26 protein-coding genes and 1 tRNA gene are annotated in these 23,109 nt (G+C 65.7%); 11 read left to right on the top strand and 16 right to left on the bottom strand.

Translation table 11 applies throughout. The annotated features are described in order from the left end of the window. Positions 1 to 174 precede the first annotated feature (174 nt). On the top strand, positions 175 to 1,086 hold the full coding sequence (locus CCO03_RS16585; protein WP_087282841.1) for a bestrophin family protein: 912 nt from the start codon (positions 175 to 177) through the stop codon (positions 1,084 to 1,086). A 175-nt stretch (positions 1,087 to 1,261) separates the two neighbouring features. On the opposite strand, the gene CCO03_RS16590 is transcribed toward CCO03_RS16585, so the two are convergent. The 4 genes from CCO03_RS16590 to CCO03_RS16605 form a co-directional block, all read right to left on the bottom strand. Then, positions 1,262 to 2,359, bottom strand: a complete 1,098-nt coding sequence (locus CCO03_RS16590; RefSeq protein ID WP_087282843.1) for a sulfate/molybdate ABC transporter ATP-binding protein — start codon at positions 2,357 to 2,359, stop codon at positions 1,262 to 1,264. A 174-nt stretch (positions 2,360 to 2,533) separates the two neighbouring features. Next, positions 2,534 to 3,463 (bottom strand): sulfate ABC transporter permease subunit CysW, encoded by a 930-nt coding sequence (cysW, locus tag CCO03_RS16595; protein ID WP_087282845.1) that lies wholly within the window; start codon positions 3,461 to 3,463, stop codon positions 2,534 to 2,536. After that, entirely contained in the window at positions 3,460 to 4,338 is an 879-nt protein-coding gene (cysT, locus tag CCO03_RS16600; RefSeq protein WP_087282847.1) for a sulfate ABC transporter permease subunit CysT, read from the bottom strand. The genes cysW and cysT overlap by 4 nt, the downstream gene beginning before the upstream one ends. A gap of 9 nt (positions 4,339 to 4,347) precedes the next feature. Then, a complete protein-coding gene (locus tag CCO03_RS16605) occupies positions 4,348 to 5,346 on the bottom strand; it encodes a sulfate ABC transporter substrate-binding protein (protein ID WP_087282849.1) in 999 nt (332 codons plus the stop codon). 363 nt (positions 5,347 to 5,709) lie between these two features. On the opposite strand from CCO03_RS16605, the gene CCO03_RS16610 reads away from it, so the two are divergent. The 5 genes from CCO03_RS16610 (at position 5,710) to CCO03_RS16630 (ending at position 8,139) form a co-directional block, all read left to right on the top strand. After that, positions 5,710 to 6,402 (top strand): helix-turn-helix domain-containing protein, encoded by a 693-nt coding sequence (locus CCO03_RS16610; protein WP_157667742.1) that lies wholly within the window; start codon positions 5,710 to 5,712, stop codon positions 6,400 to 6,402. Positions 6,403 to 6,421: 19 nt separating this feature from the next. Continuing rightward, positions 6,422 to 6,964, top strand: a complete 543-nt coding sequence (locus CCO03_RS16615; protein ID WP_087282853.1) for a GTP-binding protein — start codon at positions 6,422 to 6,424, stop codon at positions 6,962 to 6,964. Beyond that, positions 6,961 to 7,356 (top strand): roadblock/LC7 domain-containing protein, encoded by a 396-nt coding sequence (locus CCO03_RS16620; protein WP_087282855.1) that lies wholly within the window; start codon positions 6,961 to 6,963, stop codon positions 7,354 to 7,356. The genes CCO03_RS16615 and CCO03_RS16620 overlap by 4 nt, the downstream gene beginning before the upstream one ends. Then, positions 7,353 to 7,718 carry a roadblock/LC7 domain-containing protein gene (locus CCO03_RS16625; protein WP_087282857.1) on the top strand — a complete coding sequence of 122 codons (366 nt, stop codon included), beginning with the start codon at positions 7,353 to 7,355 and terminating at the stop codon, positions 7,716 to 7,718. The genes CCO03_RS16620 and CCO03_RS16625 overlap by 4 nt, the downstream gene beginning before the upstream one ends. A 61-nt stretch (positions 7,719 to 7,779) precedes the next feature. After that, positions 7,780 to 8,139, top strand: a complete 360-nt coding sequence (locus CCO03_RS16630) for a hypothetical protein (RefSeq protein WP_087282859.1) — start codon at positions 7,780 to 7,782, stop codon at positions 8,137 to 8,139. 356 nt (positions 8,140 to 8,495) lie between these two features. On the opposite strand, the gene CCO03_RS16635 is transcribed toward CCO03_RS16630, so the two are convergent. The 10 genes from CCO03_RS16635 to CCO03_RS16675 form a co-directional block, all read right to left on the bottom strand. Continuing rightward, a tRNA-Arg gene (locus tag CCO03_RS16635) sits at positions 8,496 to 8,572 on the bottom strand. Between the two features lie 84 nt (positions 8,573 to 8,656). Continuing rightward, positions 8,657 to 8,947: a DUF3303 family protein gene (locus CCO03_RS16640; protein ID WP_087282861.1), complete on the bottom strand. Its 291-nt coding sequence runs from the start codon at positions 8,945 to 8,947 to the stop codon at positions 8,657 to 8,659. Between the two features lie 92 nt (positions 8,948 to 9,039). Continuing rightward, positions 9,040 to 9,459 carry a GreA/GreB family elongation factor gene (locus tag CCO03_RS16645; protein WP_157667743.1) on the bottom strand — a complete coding sequence of 140 codons (420 nt, stop codon included), beginning with the start codon at positions 9,457 to 9,459 and terminating at the stop codon, positions 9,040 to 9,042. 116 nt (positions 9,460 to 9,575) lie between these two features. After that, positions 9,576 to 9,752: a hypothetical protein gene (locus CCO03_RS19930; RefSeq protein WP_157667744.1), complete on the bottom strand. Its 177-nt coding sequence runs from the start codon at positions 9,750 to 9,752 to the stop codon at positions 9,576 to 9,578. A gap of 214 nt (positions 9,753 to 9,966) precedes the next feature. Then, positions 9,967 to 10,773: a MetQ/NlpA family ABC transporter substrate-binding protein gene (locus CCO03_RS16650; protein WP_087282864.1), complete on the bottom strand. Its 807-nt coding sequence runs from the start codon at positions 10,771 to 10,773 to the stop codon at positions 9,967 to 9,969. A 202-nt stretch (positions 10,774 to 10,975) separates the two neighbouring features. Next, positions 10,976 to 11,713: an amino acid ABC transporter ATP-binding protein gene (locus CCO03_RS16655; RefSeq protein WP_087282866.1), complete on the bottom strand. Its 738-nt coding sequence runs from the start codon at positions 11,711 to 11,713 to the stop codon at positions 10,976 to 10,978. A gap of 23 nt (positions 11,714 to 11,736) precedes the next feature. Beyond that, positions 11,737 to 12,402 carry an amino acid ABC transporter permease gene (locus CCO03_RS16660; protein WP_087282868.1) on the bottom strand — a complete coding sequence of 222 codons (666 nt, stop codon included), beginning with the start codon at positions 12,400 to 12,402 and terminating at the stop codon, positions 11,737 to 11,739. 2 nt (positions 12,403 to 12,404) lie between these two features. Further along, on the bottom strand, positions 12,405 to 13,169 hold the full coding sequence (locus CCO03_RS16665) for an amino acid ABC transporter permease (RefSeq protein ID WP_087282870.1): 765 nt from the start codon (positions 13,167 to 13,169) through the stop codon (positions 12,405 to 12,407). A gap of 90 nt (positions 13,170 to 13,259) precedes the next feature. Next, the gene (locus tag CCO03_RS16670) at positions 13,260 to 14,159 is read right to left on the bottom strand and encodes a transporter substrate-binding domain-containing protein (protein ID WP_087282872.1); all 900 of its coding nucleotides are present in this window, start codon (positions 14,157 to 14,159) and stop codon (positions 13,260 to 13,262) included. A 178-nt stretch (positions 14,160 to 14,337) separates the two neighbouring features. Further along, positions 14,338 to 14,922, bottom strand: coding sequence for a 5-formyltetrahydrofolate cyclo-ligase (locus CCO03_RS16675; RefSeq protein WP_087282874.1), 585 nt, complete (start codon positions 14,920 to 14,922; stop codon positions 14,338 to 14,340). A gap of 63 nt (positions 14,923 to 14,985) precedes the next feature. Between CCO03_RS16675 and CCO03_RS16680 the strand changes: the two genes are divergently transcribed. From CCO03_RS16680 to CCO03_RS16690, 3 genes are all read left to right on the top strand, one after another. Then, positions 14,986 to 16,974 carry a lytic transglycosylase domain-containing protein gene (locus CCO03_RS16680; protein WP_087282876.1) on the top strand — a complete coding sequence of 663 codons (1,989 nt, stop codon included), beginning with the start codon at positions 14,986 to 14,988 and terminating at the stop codon, positions 16,972 to 16,974. A gap of 86 nt (positions 16,975 to 17,060) precedes the next feature. After that, entirely contained in the window at positions 17,061 to 17,774 is a 714-nt protein-coding gene (locus CCO03_RS16685) for a mechanosensitive ion channel family protein (RefSeq protein WP_087282878.1), read from the top strand. A 174-nt stretch (positions 17,775 to 17,948) separates the two neighbouring features. After that, positions 17,949 to 18,152, top strand: coding sequence for a hypothetical protein (locus tag CCO03_RS16690; RefSeq protein WP_087282880.1), 204 nt, complete (start codon positions 17,949 to 17,951; stop codon positions 18,150 to 18,152). 100 nt (positions 18,153 to 18,252) lie between these two features. On the opposite strand, the gene CCO03_RS16695 is transcribed toward CCO03_RS16690, so the two are convergent. Both CCO03_RS16695 and CCO03_RS16700 read right to left on the bottom strand, forming a co-directional pair. After that, positions 18,253 to 19,716, bottom strand: coding sequence for an MATE family efflux transporter (locus tag CCO03_RS16695; protein WP_087282882.1), 1,464 nt, complete (start codon positions 19,714 to 19,716; stop codon positions 18,253 to 18,255). Next, positions 19,713 to 20,177: a MarR family winged helix-turn-helix transcriptional regulator gene (locus tag CCO03_RS16700; protein ID WP_087282884.1), complete on the bottom strand. Its 465-nt coding sequence runs from the start codon at positions 20,175 to 20,177 to the stop codon at positions 19,713 to 19,715. Before CCO03_RS16700 ends, CCO03_RS16695 begins: the two co-directional genes overlap by 4 nt. A gap of 505 nt (positions 20,178 to 20,682) precedes the next feature. Here CCO03_RS16700 and CCO03_RS16705 point away from each other — a divergent pair. Together CCO03_RS16705 and CCO03_RS16710 are read left to right on the top strand one after the other, a co-directional pair. After that, positions 20,683 to 21,252: a peroxiredoxin gene (locus tag CCO03_RS16705; RefSeq protein ID WP_087282886.1), complete on the top strand. Its 570-nt coding sequence runs from the start codon at positions 20,683 to 20,685 to the stop codon at positions 21,250 to 21,252. Between the two features lie 76 nt (positions 21,253 to 21,328). Beyond that, positions 21,329 to 22,927: an AMP-binding protein gene (locus CCO03_RS16710; RefSeq protein WP_087282888.1), complete on the top strand. Its 1,599-nt coding sequence runs from the start codon at positions 21,329 to 21,331 to the stop codon at positions 22,925 to 22,927. Positions 22,928 to 23,109: the final 182 nt, after the last annotated feature.

Consider the following 23,109-nt stretch of genomic DNA (forward strand, 5'->3'; position numbering starts at 1 on the left):
GCGTCATCCCATCACCCAGACAGGGTATGACCTCATACCCATTTTTCATCCATCGGCCACCTGCCCATACCTGCACTGAATGCACAACGATGCGCGATGCCTACGGCTCCAACTGGACAGCGCCGCGTGCACATGCGGTAGCCTCGCCGCTTCACCGCTTGAAGCCTCCTCGCCATGGTCGTCCGGCCCCCTCTGCATTGGCTGCGCATGCTGTTCGTGCTGCGCGGCTCGGTGCTGCCGCGCATCGCGCCGCAGCTCATCGGCACCACGGTGCTGGCGCTCCTCGTCACCTGGCTGCATGGCCACATCGGGGGCTGGAAGGTGTCGCTCAACTTCGTGCCGTTCTCGCTGATCGGCCTCACGCTGGCGATCTTCCTGAGCTTTCGCAACAGCACCTCGTACGCCCGGTATTGGGAGGCGCGCACCCTCTGGGGCGTGCTGCTGAACGACACGCGCAGCCTGACGCGGCTGGCGCTGACGCTGAGTCGCAACCCCGCGGCCGCGCGCGATTTGGCGCTGCGCCTGTGCGCCTTCGTCCACACCCTGCGCCACCAGCTGCGCGGCACCGACGCCCGTGCCGACCTGGCCCACTTTGTGCCGACCGAGTCCGCCGAACGCGTGCTGCGCGCGCGCCACCCGGCCGCGGTGGCCTTGCTGCTGGCCGATGAATGGCTGGGCGAGCGCCTGCGGGCCGGCGAGGTCGACGCCCCCGTGGTGCCGGCCTTCGCGCATTCGCTGGCGCAGCTGAGCACGGCGCTGGGCGGCTGCGAGCGCATCGCCGCCAACCCGATCCCGTTCACCTACTCGGTCATCATCCACCGCAGCGTGTACCTGTACTGCCTGCTGCTGCCATTTGGCCTGCTGGACACCATCGGCTCCATGACGCCGCTCATCGTCTGCTTCGTCGCCTACACCTTTTTCGCGCTGGAAGCCCTGGGCGCCGAGATCGAAGACCCGTTCGGCACCGAGCCCAACGACCTGGCCCTCGGCGCGATGTCGCACATGATCGAGTCCACGCTGCTCGAGCTGGTGGGCGAAGCACCCCGCACGGCACGGCCTGAGGTGAGGGACTACGTGTTGCTGTGAAACAAAAGGGGTATGAAGCCATCGCCGTTTTCAATGCAACGGCAATGGACTCATACCCCCTATCGGCTCAGGTCGACGATCACGCCCGGACACCATCGCGGTGACGCGCGCCGACTGTCGGCAGACGTCACACCCACGCCTGGCGCCGAGCAGACGCTCGACGCCCCATGGTCGCTCAGATGCCGCTGCCTTCGTCCACGAAGACGCGGGCCTGGCGCGGGTTCACCACCACCGCGTCCCCTTCGGACAGGCCCAGGGCGCGGTACTCGCTCGAGGTCATCTGCGCCTCGACGATGGCGTTGTCGTCGCTGACGCTCACGTCGCTGCGCGTGATCTCCAGCCGCGCGACCGGGCCCACCACCAGGGCGCGCGTGAGCGTGCCGCGGATGCCACTGGCACCGGCCTCGGCGCGCGTCACGATCAGGTCGTGCGGACGCACGTAGGCCAGGGCGCGCGCGTCGTCGTCGTAGGTGCCGGTGGCCGGCAGGCTCACGCTGTCGGTGGCCGAGCCGATCTGCACCTGGCCCTGGTGCGCGCGGCCGTGGAACAGGTTCACGTCGCCGAGGAAGCCGTAGACGAACGGGCTGGCGGGGTGATCCCACACCTCTTGCGGCGTGCCGGCCTGCTCGATCTGGCCCTTGTTCATGACCACCACGCGGTCGGCCACTTCCAGCGCCTCTTCCTGGTCATGGGTCACGAAGATGGTGGTGACGTGCAGCTCGTCGTGCAGGCGGCGCAGCCAGCGGCGCAGTTCCTTGCGCACCTTGGCATCGAGGGCGCCAAAGGGCTCGTCGAGCAGCAGCACCTTGGGCTCGACCGCGAGGGCACGCGCCAGGGCGATGCGCTGGCGCTGGCCGCCCGACAGCTGCGAGGGGTAGCGGTCGGCCAGCCAGTCCAGCTGCACCAAGCCCAGCAGTTCGTGCACCTTGGCGCGGATCTTGTCCTCGCTGGGGCGCTCCTTGCGGGGCTTCACGCGCAGGCCGAAAGCGACGTTCTCGAACACGGTCATGTGGCGGAACAGCGCGTAATGCTGGAACACGAAGCCGACCTGGCGGTCACGCACGTGCACGTCCGTGGTGTCGCTGCCCGAGAACAGGATGCTGCCCTGGTCGGCCGATTCCAGCCCCGCGATGATGCGCAGCAGCGTGGTCTTGCCGCAGCCCGAGGGGCCCAGCAGGGCGATGAGCTCACCCGAGCCGATGTCGAGCGAGACGTTGTTCAGCGCCTTGAAGTCACCAAATTCTTTGATGACGTTGCGAATTTCGATGCTCATGGGGGGTATCCGTTTGTTTCCGATGATGAAGGTTGACTCATCAGCGGATACTGTTGATTTCTATAGCCTTCCGGGCGCCCCAGGTCGGGCGTGTGTGGCGCGGACCCGGGCTCGCCAAACGGCATGCCGAAGGGCTTGCCGGAGGGCCGCCGAAAGGCTCGCCAGGCGGCTGGCTCATTCGTCATCCTTGCGCGGCGGCTCGGGCGGCAGGTTGGCGGCCGCCTTTTTGTCGCTTTCGCTGCGCCACTCGACGAAGGACTTGAGCACCAGCGTCACCAGGGCCAGCAGCGCCAGCAGCGAGGCCACGGCAAAGGCGGCCACGGACTGGTACTCGTTGTAGAGGATCTCGACGTGCAGCGGCATGGTGTTGGTTTGCCCGCGGATGTGGCCCGACACCACCGACACCGCACCGAATTCGCCCATGGCCCGCGCGTTGCACAGGATGACGCCGTAGATCAGGCCCCACTTGATGTTGGGCAGGGTGACGCGCCAGAAGGTCTGGAAGCCGGTGGCACCGAGCACGATGGCGGCCTGTTCCTCGTCGGTGCCCTGCGCCTGCATCAGCGGGATCAACTCGCGCGCGATGAACGGGAAGGTGACGAAGATGGTGGCCAGCACGATGCCCGGCACGGCGAACACGATCTTGATGTTGTGCGCGTCGAGCCAGGGGCCCAGCCAGCCGTGGGCGCCAAAGACCAGCACGTACATCAGGCCCGCGACCACCGGCGAGATGGAGAACGGCAGGTCGACCAGGGTGATGAGGAACGCCTTGCCGCGGAACTCGTACTTGGCGATGGCCCAGGCGGCGCAGATGCCGAAGACCAGGTTCAGGGGCACGCAGATGATCGCCGTGATCAGCGTCAGCTTGATGGCCGACAGCGCATCGGGCTCCCGCAGGGCCTCGAGGTAGGCATCCAGGCCCTTGCTCAGGGCCTCGGTGAACACGGCCGTCAGGGGCAGCACGAGGAACAGGGCCATGAAGGCCATGGCCACGCCGATCAAGACACGGCGCACCCAGGGGGCTTCTGTGGTGCCGGCGCGTTGGCGCTTGACTTGCAGCGCTTGCGCCGCAGCCTTGCTGGAGAGGGAGGCGGCTTGACTCATGCGGGCGCTCCATAGCGGCGGCGTTGCCAGGCCTGCAGCCAGTTGATGACGAACAGCATGACGAAGCTGATCAGCAGCATGACCACGGCCACGGCGGTGGCGCCGGGCACGTCGTATTGCTCCAGCTTGCTGATGATGATGAGGGGCGTGATTTCGGACACCATGGGCATGTTGCCGGCGATGAAGATGACCGAGCCGTATTCGCCGATGGCACGGGCAAAGGCCAGGGCAAAGCCGGTCAGCAGGGCGGGCATGATGGCCGGGAAGATCACCTTGGTGAAGGTCTGCCAGCGTGTGGCACCCAGGCAGGTGGCGGCTTCCTCAAGCTCTTTCTCCGAGTCCTCCAGCACAGGCTGGACGGTGCGCACCACGAAGGGCAAGCCGATGAAGATCAAGGCGATGACCACACCCGCCGGGGTGAAGGCCAATTTGATGCCCATGGGCTCGAGGTATTGGCCCAGCCAGCCGTTGCCCGCCAGCAGCGCCGTCAGCGAGATGCCGGCCACAGCCGTGGGCAGCGCAAACGGCAGGTCCACCAGGGCATCGACGATGCGCTTGCCCGGGAATTGGTAGCGCACCAGCACCCAGGCCACGAGCAGGCCGAACACGGCGTTCACGCAGGCGGCGATGAAGGAGGCGCCAAAGGTCAGCCGGTACGAGGCCAGCACGCGCGGGCTGCTCACGGCCTCCCAGAACTGGGGCCAGGTCAGCGTGAAGCTGCGCAGGAACAGGGCCGCCAGCGGGATGAGCACGATGATGCTCAGGTAGAACAGGGTGTAGCCCAGCGTGAGGTTGAAGCCGGGCAACACCCGCTTCGGGCCACGCCGACGGCCAGGCGCGCTGCCCGAGGCAGGCGCCGCATTCACAGCAGTCATTGCAGGTGCTTACTTGGCGTAGATCTTGTCGAACTGTCCACCATCATTGAAGTGGACCTTCTGCGCTTCACCCAGCGAGCCGAAGTACTTGCCCACGGTGAACAGCTTCACGGGCTTGAACAGGTCAGCATGCTTGGCCAGCACCTTTTCCGAGCGCGGACGCAGCGCATGCTTGGCGGCGATCTCTTGCGCCTCGTCCGAGTACAGCCAGGCCAGGTAGTCGGTGGCCAGCTTGCGGTCACCCTTCTTGTTCACGGTGCGTTCCACCACGGCCACCGGGTTTTCGGCCAGGATGCTGACCGACGGGTAGACCGCGTCCACCTTGCCCTTGCCGAATTCACGCTCGACCGACAGTACTTCGGATTCGAAGGTGATCAGCACATCGCCCATGTTGCGCTGCAGGAAGATGCTGGTGGCATCGCGGCCACCCTTGCCCAGCACAGGCACGTTCTTGAACAGCTTGGTGACGAAATCGGCGGCTTCGGCATCCGAGCCACCCTTTTCCTTCACCGAACCCCAGGCCGCCAGGTACGCGTAACGGCCATTGCCACCCGTCTTGGGGTTGACGACGATGACCTTGACGTCCGGACGGATCAGGTCGTTCCAGTCCTTGATGTTCTTGGGGTTGCCATTGCGCACCAGGAACAGCATGGTCGAGGTGGTGGGCGAAGCGTCGTTGGGGAACTTCTTCGCCCAGTCCTTGGCCACCACGCCGTTGCTGGCGAGGAACTCGATGTCTGTGGTGGTGTTGAAGGTCACCACGTCCGCGGCCAGGCCATCGTTCACGGCACGCGCCTGGGCGCTGGAGCCGCCATGAGCCTGGTCGACTTTCACGTCCTTGCCGGTGGTCTTCTTGTAATGCGCGACGAAGGCGGCGTTGTAGTCCTTGTAGAACTCGCGGGCCACGTCATACGACGCGTTGAGCAAGGACGACGGCTGCGCATTCGCCAGTCCCGCCAGGCCCAAGACCAGTCCACCCAAAGCCCATTTGATTGCAGATGTATTCATAACTCACTCAATGTAACTGCGATGTATCGACGCACAGCCAAGCCGACCGGACGACCGTCACGAAAGCCTGGAGTGTGCAGCCGTCCTTGATGATCACAAACCACTGTTTTTTTCTTTTCTTATATTGATGGGGAATAAAGATGCCTTCAACACCCCCTCATTGTCCCCAGATTAATTCCTAAGTACTATTTGTGTGGTTTCCGCCACAGCACCAAACGCGTGCTGGGGGCAGTTGACGACTATTTGGCGATCCGCAGAAATCCGCCTGATTTTCAAACTGCAGAGGCCTATACTGTTACGATTGCTTGCCAATTTCTTGAACAGTCGCTGCCCCCATACGGACCGATGAGCCCCCCTACCCCCATGTCTGTATACCGACTCGGCACCTACCAATTGCCCGCCGCCGAGGTCATTTTGGTGCGCACGCTGCTGAGACTGTTCGCCCACGATGCCAGCTTCCAATGGCGCTTCGTCGAAGAAGCGCCCTATGACGCGCTGATCGTGGACGGCGCCAACTCCGATCAAGCGGTCAAAGCCGCCGCCCAGCAAGCGCGCGCTGTGCTGGCTTTGACACGCACCTTGGACGCCGACGGCCCCAACCGCCTCTCGCGGCCACTGCGCGCCGATCGCCTGAAGCTGTGGCTGGAGTCGGTGGAGGACCACCCGGTAGAGGTCAAGGCCTCCGCCCCCAGTCCCCTGGAAGCCGAAGTCGCCGCGCCCAGTCCATCGGAGCCTGAAACCGCGTTCAAGCTGCGCCGCTGGCCGCCGGTGGGCCTGCTGCACCGGGATCCAATCCGCATCCGCATGGCCACCCTGATGTCCAGGCGTTACCTGAAAGTGAGCGAGCTGGCCAGCATCACGGGATTGAGCCCGCAGGAGGTCCAGCCCTTTTTGCACAACCTGCAACTGGTGGGCCTGGTCGAGCTCAAGCGCGAGCGGGAACCCAGTCCCACGCCCCAGGCCCAGCAGATCGCCGCACCTGAAACACCAAGCGCCGGCAAAGGCTTCTTTGGCAAGGGACTGATTGGCAGCATACGCAAACGCCTCGGTCTGTAACCGCCTGAACTTCGCAGTCATGAACGAATACAAGATCCTGTTCACCGGCACCATGGGCGCTGGCAAGACCACCGCCATCGGGGCGGTGAGCGACACCGCGCCCATCGTCACGGATGTCCACAACTCGGACAGCTCCGTCCAGAAAGAGCGCACCACCGTCGGCCTCGATTTCGGTGAATTTTCCTTGGACAACGGAGACCGCGTCCGGCTGTTCGGCACACCGGGCCAGAACCGCTTTGACTTCCTGTGGAAGATCCTGGCCAAGAACGCGCTGGGCCTGATCATCCTGATCGACAACTCGCGCCCCGACCCGCTGGCCGACCTCGGCATGTACCTCGACGGGTTTGCGGACCAACTCGACACCTTGCCCTGCGCCGTCGGCGTGGGCCGCCTGGAAACCCACCCCACCCCGACGCTGGACGACTACATCGATGAGCTGAGCAAGCGCAACCGCATTTTTCCCGTGCTGGATGTGGATGTGCGCCGCAAGGACGACGTGGTGCTGTTGATCGACACCTTGCTCGCCCAGATCGAAGCCAACCTGCACGGAGAACAACCATGACCGCAGACATCCGACTTTCGGGCCTGGCGCGCGCCCTGGCGCAGCGCGAGGCCGAGCAATTCATCCACGACGTGGACGGTGTCACCGCCGTGGTCGTGGCCACCATCGATGGCTTCGACGTGGTCTCGGTGATGCGCAACGAGGTCGAAGCCGCGCGCATCGCCGCCATGGCCAGCTCGATCTCGGCCATCAGCGCCGTGGTGTCGCAAGAAGCCGGTCTGGGCCGAAGCAAAAGCGTGACCATCGACACCGACTCGGGCTTTGCCATGGTCTACAGCGTGGCGCGCGACGATGCCGAGCTGATCATCAACATCATCGCCAACGGCAACGCCATGCTGGGCCAGGTGGCCTACCGGGCGGCCGAATTTGCCCGCAACCTCCGGGACGCATGAACTCGCTGCTGGTCTCCCACCTGACCGAGATGGCGGAACTACCGGGCGTCATGGGGTGTGCGCTGGTCGAGGTGGAAACGGGCATGGTCTGGCACTCGGCCGGCCAGATCCCCGAACTGACCGCCCTGGCCGAAGCCGCCAGCGACTACTGGCGCCTGTACCGCCGCCTGCACACGAATTTCGAGCAGGTGGGCAAGCTGCGGGCCTGCGTGATGATGCACGACGCCGGCCGCATCACCCTGCTGCCCTGCGGCAGCGGCGTGCTGCTGGTCACCGTCAGCCTGCAGGAAGCCCAGGTGGACTGGAAAGCGTGGCAATCCCGCACCCGCCAGCTGGCGTCGGTGGTGGACCGTGCACTGTAAGTTTCATGGCGCTTTTGCGTGACGCCTTCACCCTCACGCAGCCCTTCACAGGAGACCCTTCATGGCAACCATCAAGCAAACTCTCGACGATCTCATGGCCATCGATGGCGCCATGTGTGCAGCCGTCGTTGACTCCACCAGCGGCATGATGCTGGGTGCCATCGGCACTGGCGTGGACCTCGAGGTCGCCGCAGCGGGCAACACCGAAGTCGTGCGCGCCAAGAACAAGACCATGCGCGCGCTGGGCCTCAATGACGTGATCGAAGACATCCTGATCACGCTGGGCAAGCAGTACCACATCATCCGCCCCTCGTCGCGCAAGGACGGCGTGTTCATCTACTTCGTGCTCGACAAGGCCCGCGCCAACCTGGCCATGGCCCGCCGCAAGGTGCTGGACGTGGACAAGGAAATGATGTTCTGAGCACCGCCTGGTCGCTCACACAACCAACCGCATGGCGCTCGTCATGCGGTTTTTTCTTGGCTGAATCGACCAGGCTGAATGCGGTCATGCCACAAGAAACGGGGTATGACCCAAATGCCGATATGTCATCAACGGCATTCAGGGCTTACTTCATGCATTCTCCAGCCTTGGCAGACCTGGCACTTGAGCCACAGTTGCGCGTCACAAGCTGACAGCACTGGCATGCGAGTGTCAGGCTTGCTCGGTGCATAGGGACCGGTGCGCATGCGGTGTGAATTTCAAGACACCACCACACCCCACATGCCAAAGAAAAACCGCCACGCACCTGAGTGTTGGGTGTGGGGCGGTGTCTGGGATGGCCTGTCCGGAGGGACTCGAACCCCCGACCTGCTGCTTAGAAGGCAGCTGCTCTATCCAGTTGAGCTACGGACAGCAGCCGGCATTATCGCCGAGCGCCCGATCCGATCCCGGTTGGGCGACGGTCTCGGCGCAGACCACCGCTGGCCCCTGCCAATCGTCACGCACCCGCTGCCGCACGCACCAGTTGGGCCTGGTGCTCTCGCGGCAACAGGGTCTGCACCTCGAAGCTCGCGGGCACATACTCCGCCCACTGGTTCAACAAGGCATGCAGGTCTTCAGGCGACTCGACATCCATCACCGCCACCAGCCCTCGGCCCAGGCGGGCATAGACATGCCGTGCCGTGCCTTGTTCGATCAGGCCATCGAACCAGTTCCAGAACTGCAGCTGACGCGCACGCACGGTGGAGGGCGCCTCAGGGCGCGGGCTGCTGGTGACGAGGTAAAGCATGGATGGCACCTGATCGGCTGAACAAACCGCCAGCCTAGCGCCGCTGGGGCCGGCACGGGGTCCCCGATTCGACCGGCCACGCCGGTCGCGCGTCACGCGATGAAGTCGCCAGCTGCCTCGGGCTGAAAGGGCACGGCCTGGATCTGCGCGGTGATGGGCGCGCCGCCCGTGCCTTGCCAGCACACGCGATCGCCCACGCGGGCGCCGAGCAGCGCCGCCCCGATGGGCGACAGGATGGACACGCGGGCCGCTTCGGCATCCGCGTCTTCCGGGTACACCACGCTCAAGGTCTGGGCCCGCCCCCCGATGTCGACCGCCACCTGGCTGCCCATGGTGACGACCTCGGGGGCAATGGCTTGCGGCGCCACCACATCGGCGTTGTCCAGCACCTCCAGCAGCGCCCGGGTGGAAGGCGGCGGTGTGGCGCCAAATTGGCGCTTCAACAGGTTGAGCAAGCGCACTTCGTCCAGGTCGGTGATGGTGCGCGCCGTCGGCGCAATGGGGTCGGTCATGACGTTCTCCAGGGCGGACATCGATCCGCCCATGCTTCACAAGGGGTGCCCGCCGGTCGGGCAACACGACGTCTGCAAGGCAGACGGGCACCTGGAGTCGGAGCCGGGCCCGACGATCAGCAGGTGCACAAAGGCGTGGATGGAGATCGTCGGGCGGAAAGGGGTGCGGCCTGGCGTTGCACCAGGTCGTGCTGGATCACATGCTGCAGCGCCACCGCGCCGGAATGACGCGCGCGCAGCGGCACCCGCGCAGCCATGCGCAGGGGGTCGGTGGTCCAGGCGACGCGTTTCATGATGGAGACAGATGATAGCGGCAACGCCGCGCGGCGCCCTTGTGTCACCTCAAAGGGGTGACAGCGCGAACGGCCAAACCGGTGTCGCCCGCATCTGGGCTGGTCGCCATGCTGTTCGGCCAGGCCAAGGCACATCGGGTGGGCCCGGCCAAAACAAAGGCCCGGTGCAAACCGGGCCTCAGGCAAGGTGCGGCAGCCGCCGCGTGGACACCGCTCAGAACGCCGGCACCACGGCGCCCTTGTACTTGTCGAGGATGAACTGCTTGGTGTCGGCCGAACGCAAGGCGGCCATGAGCTTGGCGATGGCCGGCGACTTGGCATTGTCGGCACGCGACACCACCACGTTCACATAGGGCGACTCCTTGCTCTCCAGGGCCAGGGCATCCTTGAGCGGGTTGAGGTTGGCTTGCAACGCGTAGTTGGTGTTGATCAAGGCGATGTCCACGTCGGGCAGCGATCGCGGCAGCTGCGCGGCTTCGAGTTCGCGGAACTTGAGCTTCTTGGGGTTGGACTTGATGTCCAGCGGCGTCGCGCTCAGGCTGGCCTTGTCCTTGAGCTCGATCAGGCCCTGCTTTTGCAGCAGCAGCAGGGCGCGCCCCCCGTTGGTGGCGTCATTGGGAATGGCCACCGTGGCGCCATTCTTCAAGTCCTTGAGCGACTTGAGCTTGCTGGAATAGGCGCCGAAGGGCTCGACGTGCACGCCCCCATTGGGCACCACGGTCAGCGTGGTCTTGCGCTCCTTGTTGAAGCTGTCGAGGTAAGGCTTGTGCTGGAAGAAGTTGGCATCCAGCTGCTTGTCGGACACGGCCAGGTTGGGCTGGACATAGTCGCTGAATTCGACCACTTGCAGGTCCACGCCTTCGGCCTTGAGCTTGGGCTTGACGTGGTTCAACAGCTCGGCGTGCGGCACGGCGGTGGCACCGACCTTCAACACTTCCTGGGCTTGGGCCAGGCCCGCTGTTCCCCACAGCGTCAGCGCAGCCACGGCGGTCAGGGTCAGGCGTCTTGTTGTCTTGAACATGCAGATTCCCCCGATGAACGGGATACAAAAAAGGACAAGGGGCGCAGCTTACCAGCGGCGCCCCTGGGGGACAACGACAGAGTCTTCATGTGCTCATGACCCGGCGTTGGATGTATCCGGGTTGTCAGCCTTCACTCCATCAACATGGAGTATGCATTCATTCCCGTTCAATGAATAACGGAAACCGATACATACTCCCTCATCAATGCTGCAGAATCTTGTTGAGGAAATCCTTGGTTCGCGGTTGACGGTTTTCGGGGTGGTTGAAGAACTCGTCCTTGGTGCAGTCCTCGAGGATGTGACCGCCGACGTCGATGAAGATGACGCGGCTGGCCACCTTGCGTGCAAAGCCCATTTCGTGCGTCACGCACATCATGGTCATGCCTTCCTTGGCCAGGCTCACCATCACGTCCAGCACCTCGCCCACCATTTCGGGGTCGAGGGCCGACGTGGGCTCGTCGAACAACATCACGATCGGGTCCATGGACAGCGCACGGGCAATCGCCACGCGCTGCTGCTGGCCACCCGAAAGTTGCCCCGGGAACTTGTCCTTGTGCGCCATCAGGCCCACGCGGTCCAACATCTTCAGGCCCCGCGTCTTGGCTTCGTCGGCACTGCGGCCCAGCACCTTGATCTGGGCGATCGTCAGGTTCTCGGTCACCGACAGGTGCGGGAACAGCTCGAAGTGCTGGAACACCATGCCAACCTTGGAGCGCAGCTTGGGCAGGTCGGTCTTGGGGTCGTGCAAGGCGATGCCGTTGACGAAGATTTCACCCTTCTGGAACGGCTCCAGCGCGTTCACGGTCTTGATGAGCGTGGACTTGCCCGAGCCCGAAGGGCCGCAGACCACCACCACATCGCCCTTGTCGATGTTGACCGAGCAGTCGGTGAGCACCTGCACGGGGCCGTACCACTTGGACACGTTCTTGATTTGGATCATCGGTTCTGACATGGCAACTTCCCTCAACGGATGATGGCGATCTTCTTGTGCAGGCGCTTGACCAGCGCAGACAAGGCAAAGCAGATCACGAAATAACAGACGGCGGCCAACAGGTACATCTCGACCGGGCGGCCAAAGTTCTTGCCCGCGGTTTCAAAGCCCTTGAGCATGTCGTAGGCCCCGATGGCATACACCAGCGACGTGTCCTGAAACAAGATGATGGTCTGCGTGAGCAGCACCGGCAGCATGTTGCGGAAGGCCTGCGGCAGGATGACCAGGGTCATGTTCTGCTTGTAGCTCATGCCCAGCGCCTGTCCGGCAAAGACCTGGCCCCGCGGAATCGACTGGATGCCGGCCCGCATGATCTCGGAGAAATACGCGGCCTCGAAGGCAATGAAGGTGATGATGGCAGACGCTTCGGAACCGATGGGCCGACCGATGATGAACGGCACGATCAGGAAGAACCACAGGATCACCATGACCAGCGGAATGCTGCGCATGCCGTTGACGTAGATGGCGGCCGGCGTGTCCAGCCACTTCTTGCCCGACAGGCGCATGAGCGCCAGCAAGGTGCCGAAGAAAATGCCCCCCAAGGTCGCCAGCACCGTCAAGGTCACGCTGAAGTACAGGCCCTTGAGGATGTAGTCGTGGACCAGGCCCCAGCTGAAGATCGAAAAATCGAGGTTCATGGTCAGTGCCCTCCCCCAACACCAGCAGCGACGAAGCCTGGCACACGCGTGCGCTTCTCGATGGTGGCCATGATGCGGTTGATGACGAGCGCCGACATCACGTACAGCACGGTCACTGCCAAGTAGACCTGAATCGGCTTCGCCGTTTCTTCGCCCACCTGCATGGCGTACTGCGTCAGCTCAGGGATCGACACCGCGAACGCCACCGCCGAGTTCTTGAAAATGTTCATGGACTCGCTGGTCAGCGGCGGAATGATGATGCGGTACGCCATGGGCAGGATCACATAGCGGTAGTACTGCGGCGTCGTGAACCCCAGGGCCATGCCCGCATAGCGCTGCCCTTTGGGCAAGGCCTGAATGCCTGCGCGCACCTGTTCGGCGATCCGCGCCGACGTGAACAGCCCCAAGGCCAGCACCACCAGGATGAAGGGCGGAAACTGCTTGAAGGCCGGGATCAAGGCCGGCAGCACGTGGTACCAGAGGAAGATCTGCACCAACAGGGGGATGTTGCGGAACAACTCCACCCAGGCATTGCCGAAGCGCACCAGCCCCTTGTTGTCGGGCAGCGTGCGCAGCACCCCGATGATGGACCCCACCAGCAGTGCAATCACCAGGGCACTCAAGGCAACCGAGACGGTCCAGCCCCATGCCGTGAACAACCAATCGAGATAGGACACCTCGCCGTCTTGTCCAAAACAGGACGAAAAGACAACCGATTCATCCAGCGTATCCCGGCAGAACAACTGCCAGTCCCAGTTATCTAGCATGGGCACCTCCTAACGCCCGGCCTGTTGGCCGCAATCAAAAAACGCTCGTCGCGTGCGACGAGCGTCTTGCTTTCGACACTCGCGTGTCGATCACTTCGTGTTGTAGTCCTCCATGGGCTTGTCGTTGGGGTTGGCCCACGCAGCCTTGGTGCTTTCCGAAGCGGGCATGTGCAGGTTCACGTTGGCCGGAGGAATGGGCTGCATGAACCACTTGTCATACAGCTTGGCCAGCGAGCCGTCCTTGATCTGACGCTTGATCGAGTTGTCGATCGCGGTCTTCAGCTTGGGATCGTCCTTGCGGAACATGCAGGCAATGGGTTCGACCGACAGGGTTTCACCCACGATGTGGAAGTCGCCGGCGTTTTTGGCCTTGGCGATGTTGGCGGCCAGGATGGAGCCGTCCATCACGAACGCGTCGGCACGGCCCGACTCCAGCAGCAGGAAGCTGTCGGCGTGGTCCTTGCCCTGCACGTCCTTGAAGTCGATGCCATTGGCGCGCTCGTTCTTGCGCAGCGTCTGCACCGAGGTGGTGCCCGTGGTGGTCACCACGGTCTTGCCATTGAGGTCCTTGATGCCATTGATGCCGGAGCTCTTCTTCGTGGCAATGCGCACTTCTTCCACGTAGGTGGTCACGGCAAAGGCCACGTCCTTGCCGCGAGCGCGGTTGTTGGTCGTCGAGCCGCATTCGAAGTCCACGGTGCCGTTCTGCACCAGGGGCACGCGGTTCTGCGACGTGATGGGCACGTAATTGATCTTCAGGCTGGAAGCGCCGACATCTTTCTTGAGGTCATCGACGATGCGTTCCGCCATCTCGGTGTGAAAGCCCACGTACTTGCCATTGCCCAGCGTGAAGCCCAGGCCGGACGAGTCGCGCACGCCCAGGTTGACGGTGCCACTGGACTTGATCTTCGCCAAGGTGTCCACAGCCTGCGCCGATGCCACGCCGGACACCAGAGCCAACACCGAAAGCGCGATCAGTTGCTTTTTCATAAAGCGTTCCCTTCAAAAAAGTTGCAAGACAGCAAGACAGACGGTTTCTGCCATGCCCTCTTGTAACGGCATTCTAGAAAAACAGACGTTAGGGCTAACCCCGCACCATCCCTGTGCAGGTGTGAAGGAGTGTGCAATTCGCATGCCAGATGGTCCCCCGCTCGTCAGCGCGCCAGCCTCAGACCGGCCAGACCACGCCGTTGTCGTTGAGGATGGCATCCAACGGCATGTCGTGCGACTCCGGCTCGAAGTCGTCCACGAAGCCATTGGCAAAGCCCAGGCCGACCGTCGTGGGCGCAGGCGTCAGCTCCGCCAGCGTGCGGTCGTAGAAACCGCCCCCATACCCCAGGCGATAGCCCCCCGGCCCGTAGCCCACGCAGGGCACGAACAACAGCGTGGGCTCGACCACGTCCGTGTCCTTGGGTTTGGGGATGCCATAGGCGTCCTCTTCCATGGGACAGCCCGGATACCAGACGTGGAAGCGCAGCGTGCGGTGCACGCGGTCGATGACCGGCAGCGCAATGCGGCGGCGCTGCGGTTGGTCCAGCAGCTCCCCGTCTTCCTTCCAGCGGTGCAAGGCGGGCAGCGGGTCAAACTCTCCCTTGATGGCCCAATAGGCCCCAATGATGGTGTCCGGCCGGCTGACCAGCCAGAATCGCATCACGCGTTGCAACAGGTCGGCGCGAACCTCTCGGTCGGGCAGGTTCATCCGCGCTTCGATCAGTTGCTGGCGCAGCTGCTTCTTGTATGCGTGCTTGTCCATAATTCCCACATGGTTGTGCAGAACATTTTGACATCGACTGCCCGCGTGGCATCTGACCGATTCATGACACGCGGCCTGGCCCGGTGCCTGAGCCGCACCACCCTGGCCCTGGCCCTGGTGCTCGGCGCCCATGGCGCCGCGCAGGCCCAGGGCTCGCCCGCCGGCGCTGCAGCCGACTCGGTCATCCTCGACATGCAGCAGGCCTTTCGGCGTGGCGACACCGCGCGGCTGACGGCCTTGCTGCCGCAGGCCCGCGGCCACGTGCTGGAGCCCTGGGCCGCCTACTGGGAGCTCAAGGCCAGGCTGGAGACGACCGCCACCGACGACGAGGTGCGTGCCTTCGAAAAACGCTGGGCAGGCAGCTACCAGGAAGACCGCCTGCGCAACGACTGGCTGCTGGTGCTGGGCAAACGGCGCGATTTCGCCAAATTCGCCGAACACCACCCGGCATTCCGCATGCAGGACGACCGCAACGTGCGCTGCTATGCGCTGGCCATCGACCAAAGCGCACGCGGCGCCAACACGGCGGCCGAATTGCGCAAGACCTGGCTGGCGCGGCAGCAAAGCCCCGACGATGCCTGCGACCTGGCCGCCGGCCTGGCCTTCCAGGCCAAGGTGCTGCAGCCGGCCGACCTCTGGGCCAAAGCCCGCCTGGCCATCGACGCCGGCCAGCCCGGGGCCGCGCGCTCGGCGCTCGAACTGCTCGACCCCACGCTGGGCGCGCAGGTGACGCAGCTGCAGGGCAATGCCGCCCGCTTCCTCGCCAGCTCACCAGCCAGCCCGCATGCGGCCGAATTGCAGGCCCTGGCGCTGATTCGCCTGGCCAGCACCGATGCCGACCAGGCCGCCAGTGCCATGGCCACCTATGGCGCGCCGCTGCCTGCCGCCACGCGTGACTGGGTCTGGGCCGCCATCGCACGCCGCGCGGCCCTCAACCTCAGCGACACCGCCTCGGCCTACGCGCGTCAGGTCACCCAGTCCGGCATCCTGTCCGACGACTGGCAGGAGTGGCTGGTGCGCGTGGCCTTGCGCAGCCAGGACTGGGCCGCCGTGCGCAGCCGCATCGAACAGATGCCCGCCTCCCTGCGTCAGCAAGCCGACTGGACCTATTGGCTGGGCCGCGCCCACCTGGCCGCGGGCAACACCAGCGCCGCCCAGCAGGCCTGGCGCAGCGTGGCCAAGGCCAGCGGCGACTTCTACGAAAAGCTCGCCCACGAGGAGCTGGGACAGCGCATTCCGCCGGCGCCCGCCGTGCCCCCGCCATCGGCCGACGCCCTGCGCCAGGCCGCACAGAACCCCAGCCTGCAGCGCGCCCTCTACGCCATGCAGATCGGCCTGCGCAGCGAAGGCGTGCGCGAGTGGAACTACGCCGCCAACCTGCACACCCCCGGCGGCATGAACGACCGCGAGCGCCACGCCGCCGCGGCCCTGGCGTGCCAGCGCGAAATCTGGGACCGCTGCATCAACACCAGCGACCGCATCCGCAGCTTCAGCGACACCAGCCAGCGGTTTCCCACGCCTTACCGCAACGCCGTGGTCACGCAGTCGCGCGCCATCAAGCTCGACCCGGCCTACGTCTATGGCCTGATCCGCCAGGAAAGCCGCTTCATCATCGCGGCGCGTTCGGGCGTGGGCGCGCAGGGCCTGATGCAGGTCATGCCCGCCACCGCGCGCTGGACCGCGCGCAAGATCGGCCTGAGCGGCTACACCAACGACCAGCTGTACGACATGGACACCAACATCCTGCTGGGCACCCACTACCTCAAGTTGGCGTTGGACGACTTTCAGGACTCCATGCCGCTGGCCGCCGCTGCCTACAACGCCGGCCCGGGCCGGCCGCGCAGCTGGCGCAATGGCCCGACCCTGGAAGGCGCCATCTGGGCCGAGACGATTCCGTTCTCGGAGACCCGTCACTACGTCAAGGCCGTGCTGGCCAACGCCGTTGACTACGGGGCCATGCTCAGCGGCCAGCCGCAGTCGCTCAAGGCCAGGCTGGGCACCGTGGGCCCGCTGGCGACCGGCACGCCGGACCCCAGCCGCGACCTGCCCTGATTTTTAAGTTACCGCAGTATCACCCGATTGCCGTTTTGAATTGAACGGCAACAGCTCCATACTGCCTCACCGATTGCTTCACCCCCATGGATCACGCCTGGAACCGCCTGCTGGCCAAGCTGCCCGCGCCCGTGCAAGAACTGGTCGCCCTGATCGCGCCCGTGCTGCAGATCGCGCTGATCATCCTCGTCGCCGTGCTGCTGCGCCACCTGGTACGCAAACTCATCGCCCAGATGACGCTGCGCTACCACCTGCCGATCGAGTTCACCGTGGGCGCGCGCCGCATCGCTGGCTTCCTGATCTACGGCAGCGCGCTGCTGCTGGTGCTCGAACGCCTGGGCGTGTCGGGGGCCGTGCTCTGGAGCGCCCTGACCGGCTTCACCGCCGTGGCCGCCGTGGCGTTCTTCGCCGCGTGGAGCGTGCTGTCCAACATCTTCTGCTCGCTGCTCGTCTTCACCACGCGGCTGTTCCGCCTGCACGACCACATCGAGCTGCTGGAAAACGGCGAGAAGCCCGGGCTCAAGGGCCGTGTGATCGACATCAACCTGATCTACACCACGCTGGAGGAAACCGGCAACGGCGCTCAGGGCACCGAGCTCAAGGTCCCCAACAGCCTGTTCTTCCAGCGCAGCCTGCGTCGCTGGCATGGCCCGGTCGACGGCCCGGTGACCCCCAAGCCGTTCAACCCGCCCGCCGAGCCGGCGGCCGCCGATGCCGGCGTCGTGCCTGGCACACCAATCCCTGCAGGCACAGCCAATGCAGCAAGTGTGGCCGGCAGCAACCCCGCCGCTGCCGCCTGAACGCGGCCACGCTGAGCTTCAGCGGCGCGCTGGTCGGGCCGGGACCCGGCGTGGTGTGGCCACACAACGGCCCGGGCACATGGGCTTTGCCACCCGCGTCAGCGCACTTGCCCAGCGGGTCGGCCCGGTCAGGCCAGGCCAGAATCACGCCTTCACCGTCTCGAAAGCCCCGTCGTGCTGTTCGTGTTCATCGGCCTGGCCCTGATGGCCTTCACCGTCTGGGATTGGCAGCGCGAAGAAACTGACGCCAGCATCTTCAGCCACTGGCTGTCGTGGCTGCACATCTCGCGCGAGGATTCGCCGCAGTTGTATGGCCTGGCGCTGGTGCTGCAACTCCTGCTGGGGCTGGCCTGCATCGTCATCGGCGTTCGGTCCTGAAGCCAGACGACCTGCGCTCCCGCAGCGCATACAAGGAATTAATGGGGTATGCCTGAATTTCCGATGACATGACATCGGAAATTTCGCCATACCCCATTCATCAACGCTTGGGCGAGCGCCACGGCGTGAGCTTGACCGCCACCGCCGTGGCGGCACCGAACACCAGCATGGAGGCCAGGGCCAGCACGAACAGGTTCTCGGCACTGCCGCGCCCCGTGTGCAGCAGCCACCAGCCGCCCACGGCCACGAACACCAGGCGCGCGGTGTTGGCCAGCACCACCCCCATCAGGTGGCCCGGCCCGGCCCCCAGCGACGAGAAGTACAGCACCAGGCCAAAGCCGAACAAGGCAAAGCCCGGCCCCACGGTGCGCAGGTACTGGTTGGCCACCGCCTGCACAGCCCCGCTTTGCGTGAAGATGCCCGACCACAGGTGCGGCCAGATCAGCACCAGCACGCCGATCACCCCCAGCAGCACGGCCGCCATGGCCGCCCCGGTCCAGGCCACGCGACGCGCCCGCGCCGCCTGCCCGGCCCCCATGGCCATGCCCACCATGGGCACGGCCGCCATGCCGATGCCAAAGGCGATGGGGATCAGCAGGAACTCGAGCCGCTGGCCGATGCCGTAGCCGGCCAGGGCGTCGGGGCCCAAGCGCGCCACCATGCCCGTGAACAGCAGGGCCGACAGCGACGTCTGCAGCGGCGACAGGCAGGCAATGGCCCCCACGCGCAGGATGTCGCGGAACATGGGCCAGGACAGGCGCACGCCGCCGCGCGGCAGGCGCAGCTTGTCCTGCCCCCACAGCAGGTAGGCGACGAAGGCCAGGTCGGCCAGGGCCATGGCGACGATGTTGCCGATCGCCACCCCGGTCATGCCCCAACGGGGAACCGGGCCCAGGCCCAGCGCCAGCACGCCGCCGACCACGATCTGCACCGCCGAAGCCGCCATCAGCACGATGGACGGCAAGCGCATGTTGCCGGTGCCACGCACGACCGACGCCAGCGTGTTGCACAGCCACACCAGGACCGCGCCCGCGAACAGGATCTGGCCGTAATGCGTCGCCGCCGCCAGCACCTCGCCCGTGCCCCCCAGCGCGCGGTAGAAGGTCGCGCCCCCGACCACGAACACCAGCGTGTAGATCAGCCCCAGGCCACCGCCGATTGCCGCCGCGTGCACGGCCAGCACGGCCGCCTTCTCGCGGTCGCCCGAGCCAAACGCGCGGCTGATGGCCGACGACACCCCGCTGCCCATGGCGCCGTTGCTCAGCATGCCCATCAGCATGACGAAGGGGAACACCAGCGCCATGGCCGCCAGCGGCACCGTGCCCAGGCGCCCGACGTAAAAGGTCTCGGCAATCGCCACCAGCACGGCCATGACCAGCGCCACCGTGTTGGGGATGGCCAGGCGCGTCAGCGTGGGGAAGATGGGCGCATCGAGCAACGGGTTGCCCGAAAGCGTGGCCGGCTGGGCGGGTGCGGCCGGCGCCGCGGACGGCTCGGCCACAACGCCGGCCGGGCCGGCAGGGGGTGCCACCTGGGCACCAGAAGGCAGGGCTTGGGTGTTCATGCGGCCACCTCGCCCAGGCGCGGCAGCATGGTCAGGGCCAGCTGCTGGAATTGATCCACCGTGTCGTCGCCGCAACGCGTGCGCACCTCGCGCTGCGCCTCACGCCACAAGGTCTGCGCGTGGCTCAGCGCGGCCTCGCCCGCGGGCGTCAGCTGCACGCATTTGCTGCGCGCGTCGCGCCCCGCCACCAGCTCGATGTGGCCCGCCGCCTGCAGGATGCGCAGGTTGCGCGTCAGCGTGGTGCGGTCGGTGTTGAGCCGGTCCGCCAGCGCCGACACCGAGGCCGGTGCGCCATCCAGCCCCTTGCGCGCCGTCAGCATCAGGCTGAACTGCGTGCCCCGCAGACCGCTGGGCGCCAGCACATCGTCGTAAAGCTGCGTGATCTTGCGCGACAGGCTGCGGATGAGGAAGCAGTTGCAGCGCTCTCGCGGTGCACGCTCGGAGGGTGAAGCGGTGCTCATGGAAGACTCCAGTTGGGCACTTCAGTGTAGATGCACGTAAATACCCTTCGTGTCGCCGAGGCGCGGTCCGCCACCTCGCCACCTCGCCACCTCGCCACCTCGCCACCTCGCCACCTGCCCGCTATCCGCTGTCCGTGGCTGCGCCGTCGGCCTGCACAGCCACCTTTGTGCGGCGCTGGGCCAGTTGCTTCAACCGCGGGTCCAGCGAGGCCGTGCTTGCCCTCCTGAACCGGATGCCAGACCGCCTGCCGCAGCCACCGAGGCCCTGCGTAGCCCCTGCTGCATCCGCAGGGCAACGCGTGGACCGGCGCGCGCTCCGCCTGGATCCACCGTGCTGTGCAGTCGCACCCAGCACCAGAGGTATCGACACACTCTCGATGCAAACACATCGGCCCATGCCCCATACTCCCAATCACCTCTCCAACCCTCGGCCCCTGGCGTCACACACGGGCCGGTCATTCGGGCTACCATGGCCCATTCCCGACCCGCCTTCTGGAGCCACGCCATGCGTTCGCCTGCCCTTGCCTTGTCCCCCGCAGCCCCACGCGCGCGCTGGCTGCTTGCCCTGTGCCTGGCGGTGGCCGCACCACTGGCCCAGGCGGCGCTGGCCGTGGGCCAGCCTGCACCGCCTGTGCGTGCCGAGGCCGCGCTGGCCGGCAAGCCCCAGGCCTTCGAGCTGGCCGCCGCCCTGAAGCGCGGCCCCGTGGTGCTGTATTTCTTCCCCAAGGCCTTCACCCAGGGCTGCACCATCGAGGCCAACGCCTTCGCCGAGGCCTCGCCGCAGTTCACCACCGCGGACGCCACGGTGATCGGCATGTCGCACGACGACATCGCCACGCTGACGCGCTTCTCGTCCGAGGCCTGCCGCGACCGCTTCGCCGTGGCCGCCGACCCGCAGGGCCGGGTCATCCGCGCCTTCGACGCCGAAGCCGCCGCCCGGCCCGGCACCGCCCAGCGCCTGTCCTACGTCATCGGCCAGGACGGGCGCATCGCCTTTGTGCACAGCGGTGCCAACCCGCTCGAGCATGTGAGCGAAACCCTGAAGGCCGTGCAGGCCTTGCAGGCCAAGCGCTGACGCCGCGACCTGCGCTGTCTCCTGCGCTGTCCCGCGCGTGGTGGAGCGCCCCGCCCCGCACGGCAACAATGCGGGCATGACGTACACCCTCGCCCCCACCAGCCCGCTGCACGCCCTGCCCTCGGTGGCCGGCATCTACCTCAATGCCTTTCGCGTGCACGCGGCCCAGCCGGCCGTGATCAGCGAGCAGGGCACCTTGACGTACGCCGAGCTGGCCCGCCGCAGCTTCCAGCTCGCGCGCCAGCTCGAAGCCATGGGTTTGAAGGTCGGCGACGGCGTGTGCCTTCTGTCGGGCAACCGCTTCGAAGCGCTGCTCGTCGTCATCGCCTGCCACCTGCTGGGCTTGCGCAGCACGGCGCTGCACCCGCTGGGCTCGCTGGCCGACCACCTGTTCACGCTGGAAGAAGTGACCGCCAAGGCGGTGATCGTCGACACCCAGCGCTTCGAGGCGCGTGGCCGCGACTACGCCCAGGCGCGCTTCGCGTCGGGCCTGCAGCTGCAGGTGCTGACCATGGATGCCGTGGACTATGGCGCCAACGTGATGGCGCAGAGCGCACAGCAAAGCGATGCCCCGGTGGTGCGCGACATCCCCAGCGACGCGGTCTCCAAGCTCGGCTTCACCGGCGGCACCACGGGCAAGCCCAAGGGCGTGGTCCACACCCAGCGCGTGTCCGTCACCACCATCACGCAGCAGAACCAGGCCTGGGACTGGCCGCGCCCGGCCTCGGCCCTGCGCTTCCTCGCCGTCACGCCCATCTCGCATGCCGCGGGCTCCATCATCAGCTCGGTGTTCAGCCAGGGCGGCGCCGTCTGCCTGCAGGACAAGTTCACGCCGCAAGGCTTTGCGCACACGGTGAAGGCACTGGGCATCACCGCCACCTTCCTGGTGCCGACGCAGATCTACGACCTGCTCGACGCCGACATCGCGCCGGCCGACTTGGCCAGCCTGCAGCTGGTGCTGTATGGCGCGGCGCCCATCAACGTCGCGCGCATCACGCAGGCGGTGCAGACCTTCGGCCCCATCTTCGGCCAGCTCTATGGCCAGGCCGAATCCCCCATGGCCATCAGCTACCTGAGCAAGGATGCGCACGACCTGCGCCAGCCCCACCGCCTGGCGTCGGCCGGCACCGTCATCGCCGGCAACACCGTGGCCCTGCTGAACGAGGCCGGCGAGCCCGTGCCCACAGGGGAGATCGGTGAGATCTGCGTTCGCGGGCCCCTGGTGATGGCCGGGTACTTCCAGCGTCCTGAAGAAACCGACAAGGTGTTCCGCGGTGACTGGCTGCACACGGGCGACCTGGCCCGCTTCGACGCAGACGGCTACCTCTACCTCGTCGACCGCGCCAAGGACATGGTGATTTCCGGCGGCTTCAACGTCTACCCCACCGAGGTGGAGAACTGCCTGGCCACCCACCCGGCCGTGTCCAACTCCGCCGTCATCGGCATTCCGCATGCGCGCTGGGGCGAAGCCGTGGTCGCCGTGGTCGTGCAAAAGCCGGGGCTCAGCCTTGACGCGCAAGCCCTGGAAGCCGAGCTGATCGCACTCGTCCACAAGGACAAAGGCCCGGTGCAAACGCCCAAAAAGGTCGTGTTCGTCGACAGCATCCCCGTCACCAACCTGGGCAAGATGGACAAGAAAGCCATGCGCGTGACATTTGCAGGCCTGTTCGACTGAGGGCCAGTGCGGGCCGATGCGTCGGTCAGGTGCGGCCAGGCCACCCAAAGGGTATCCACCCCTGGCGATTCAGGATGCAACGCAAATCGGTGCATACCGGCACCGATCACTTGTGCAAGCCGAGGCCAGGCACCGGCCTCGGCCACGTTGACGCAGTCAGGCCCACGCGCGTTTGACGTCGC

The organism is Comamonas serinivorans (genome assembly GCF_002158865.1).
GTDB lineage: Bacteria > Pseudomonadota > Gammaproteobacteria > Burkholderiales > Burkholderiaceae_C > Comamonas_E > Comamonas_E serinivorans.

Coding starts and splice junctions, on each gene's coding strand:
- CCO03_RS16700 (WP_087282884.1), bottom strand. CDS start 20,177: ATGAGCACCGCTTCACCCTCCGAGCGTGCACCGCGAGAGCGCTGCAAC.
- CCO03_RS16695 (WP_087282882.1), bottom strand. CDS start 19,716: ATGAACACCCAAGCCCTGCCTTCTGGTGCCCAGGTGGCACCCCCTGCC.
- CCO03_RS19930 (WP_157667744.1), bottom strand. CDS start 9,752: ATGAAACGCGTCGCCTGGACCACCGACCCCCTGCGCATGGCTGCGCGG.
- CCO03_RS16710 (WP_087282888.1), top strand. CDS start 21,329: ATGACGTACACCCTCGCCCCCACCAGCCCGCTGCACGCCCTGCCCTCG.
- CCO03_RS16615 (WP_087282853.1), top strand. CDS start 6,422: ATGAACGAATACAAGATCCTGTTCACCGGCACCATGGGCGCTGGCAAG.
- CCO03_RS16680 (WP_087282876.1), top strand. CDS start 14,986: ATGACACGCGGCCTGGCCCGGTGCCTGAGCCGCACCACCCTGGCCCTG.
- CCO03_RS16705 (WP_087282886.1), top strand. CDS start 20,683: ATGCGTTCGCCTGCCCTTGCCTTGTCCCCCGCAGCCCCACGCGCGCGC.
- CCO03_RS16660 (WP_087282868.1), bottom strand. CDS start 12,402: ATGAACCTCGATTTTTCGATCTTCAGCTGGGGCCTGGTCCACGACTAC.
- cysW (WP_087282845.1), bottom strand. CDS start 3,463: ATGAGTCAAGCCGCCTCCCTCTCCAGCAAGGCTGCGGCGCAAGCGCTG.
- CCO03_RS16650 (WP_087282864.1), bottom strand. CDS start 10,773: ATGTTCAAGACAACAAGACGCCTGACCCTGACCGCCGTGGCTGCGCTG.
- CCO03_RS16625 (WP_087282857.1), top strand. CDS start 7,353: ATGAACTCGCTGCTGGTCTCCCACCTGACCGAGATGGCGGAACTACCG.
- CCO03_RS16590 (WP_087282843.1), bottom strand. CDS start 2,359: ATGAGCATCGAAATTCGCAACGTCATCAAAGAATTTGGTGACTTCAAG.
- CCO03_RS16640 (WP_087282861.1), bottom strand. CDS start 8,947: ATGCTTTACCTCGTCACCAGCAGCCCGCGCCCTGAGGCGCCCTCCACC.
- CCO03_RS16685 (WP_087282878.1), top strand. CDS start 17,061: ATGGATCACGCCTGGAACCGCCTGCTGGCCAAGCTGCCCGCGCCCGTG.
- CCO03_RS16670 (WP_087282872.1), bottom strand. CDS start 14,159: ATGAAAAAGCAACTGATCGCGCTTTCGGTGTTGGCTCTGGTGTCCGGC.
- CCO03_RS16665 (WP_087282870.1), bottom strand. CDS start 13,169: ATGCTAGATAACTGGGACTGGCAGTTGTTCTGCCGGGATACGCTGGAT.
- cysT (WP_087282847.1), bottom strand. CDS start 4,338: ATGACTGCTGTGAATGCGGCGCCTGCCTCGGGCAGCGCGCCTGGCCGT.
- CCO03_RS16620 (WP_087282855.1), top strand. CDS start 6,961: ATGACCGCAGACATCCGACTTTCGGGCCTGGCGCGCGCCCTGGCGCAG.
- CCO03_RS16645 (WP_157667743.1), bottom strand. CDS start 9,459: ATGACCGACCCCATTGCGCCGACGGCGCGCACCATCACCGACCTGGAC.
- CCO03_RS16655 (WP_087282866.1), bottom strand. CDS start 11,713: ATGATCCAAATCAAGAACGTGTCCAAGTGGTACGGCCCCGTGCAGGTG.
- CCO03_RS16585 (WP_087282841.1), top strand. CDS start 175: ATGGTCGTCCGGCCCCCTCTGCATTGGCTGCGCATGCTGTTCGTGCTG.
- CCO03_RS16605 (WP_087282849.1), bottom strand. CDS start 5,346: ATGAATACATCTGCAATCAAATGGGCTTTGGGTGGACTGGTCTTGGGC.
- CCO03_RS16610 (WP_157667742.1), top strand. CDS start 5,710: ATGTCTGTATACCGACTCGGCACCTACCAATTGCCCGCCGCCGAGGTC.
- CCO03_RS16675 (WP_087282874.1), bottom strand. CDS start 14,922: ATGGACAAGCACGCATACAAGAAGCAGCTGCGCCAGCAACTGATCGAA.
- CCO03_RS16630 (WP_087282859.1), top strand. CDS start 7,780: ATGGCAACCATCAAGCAAACTCTCGACGATCTCATGGCCATCGATGGC.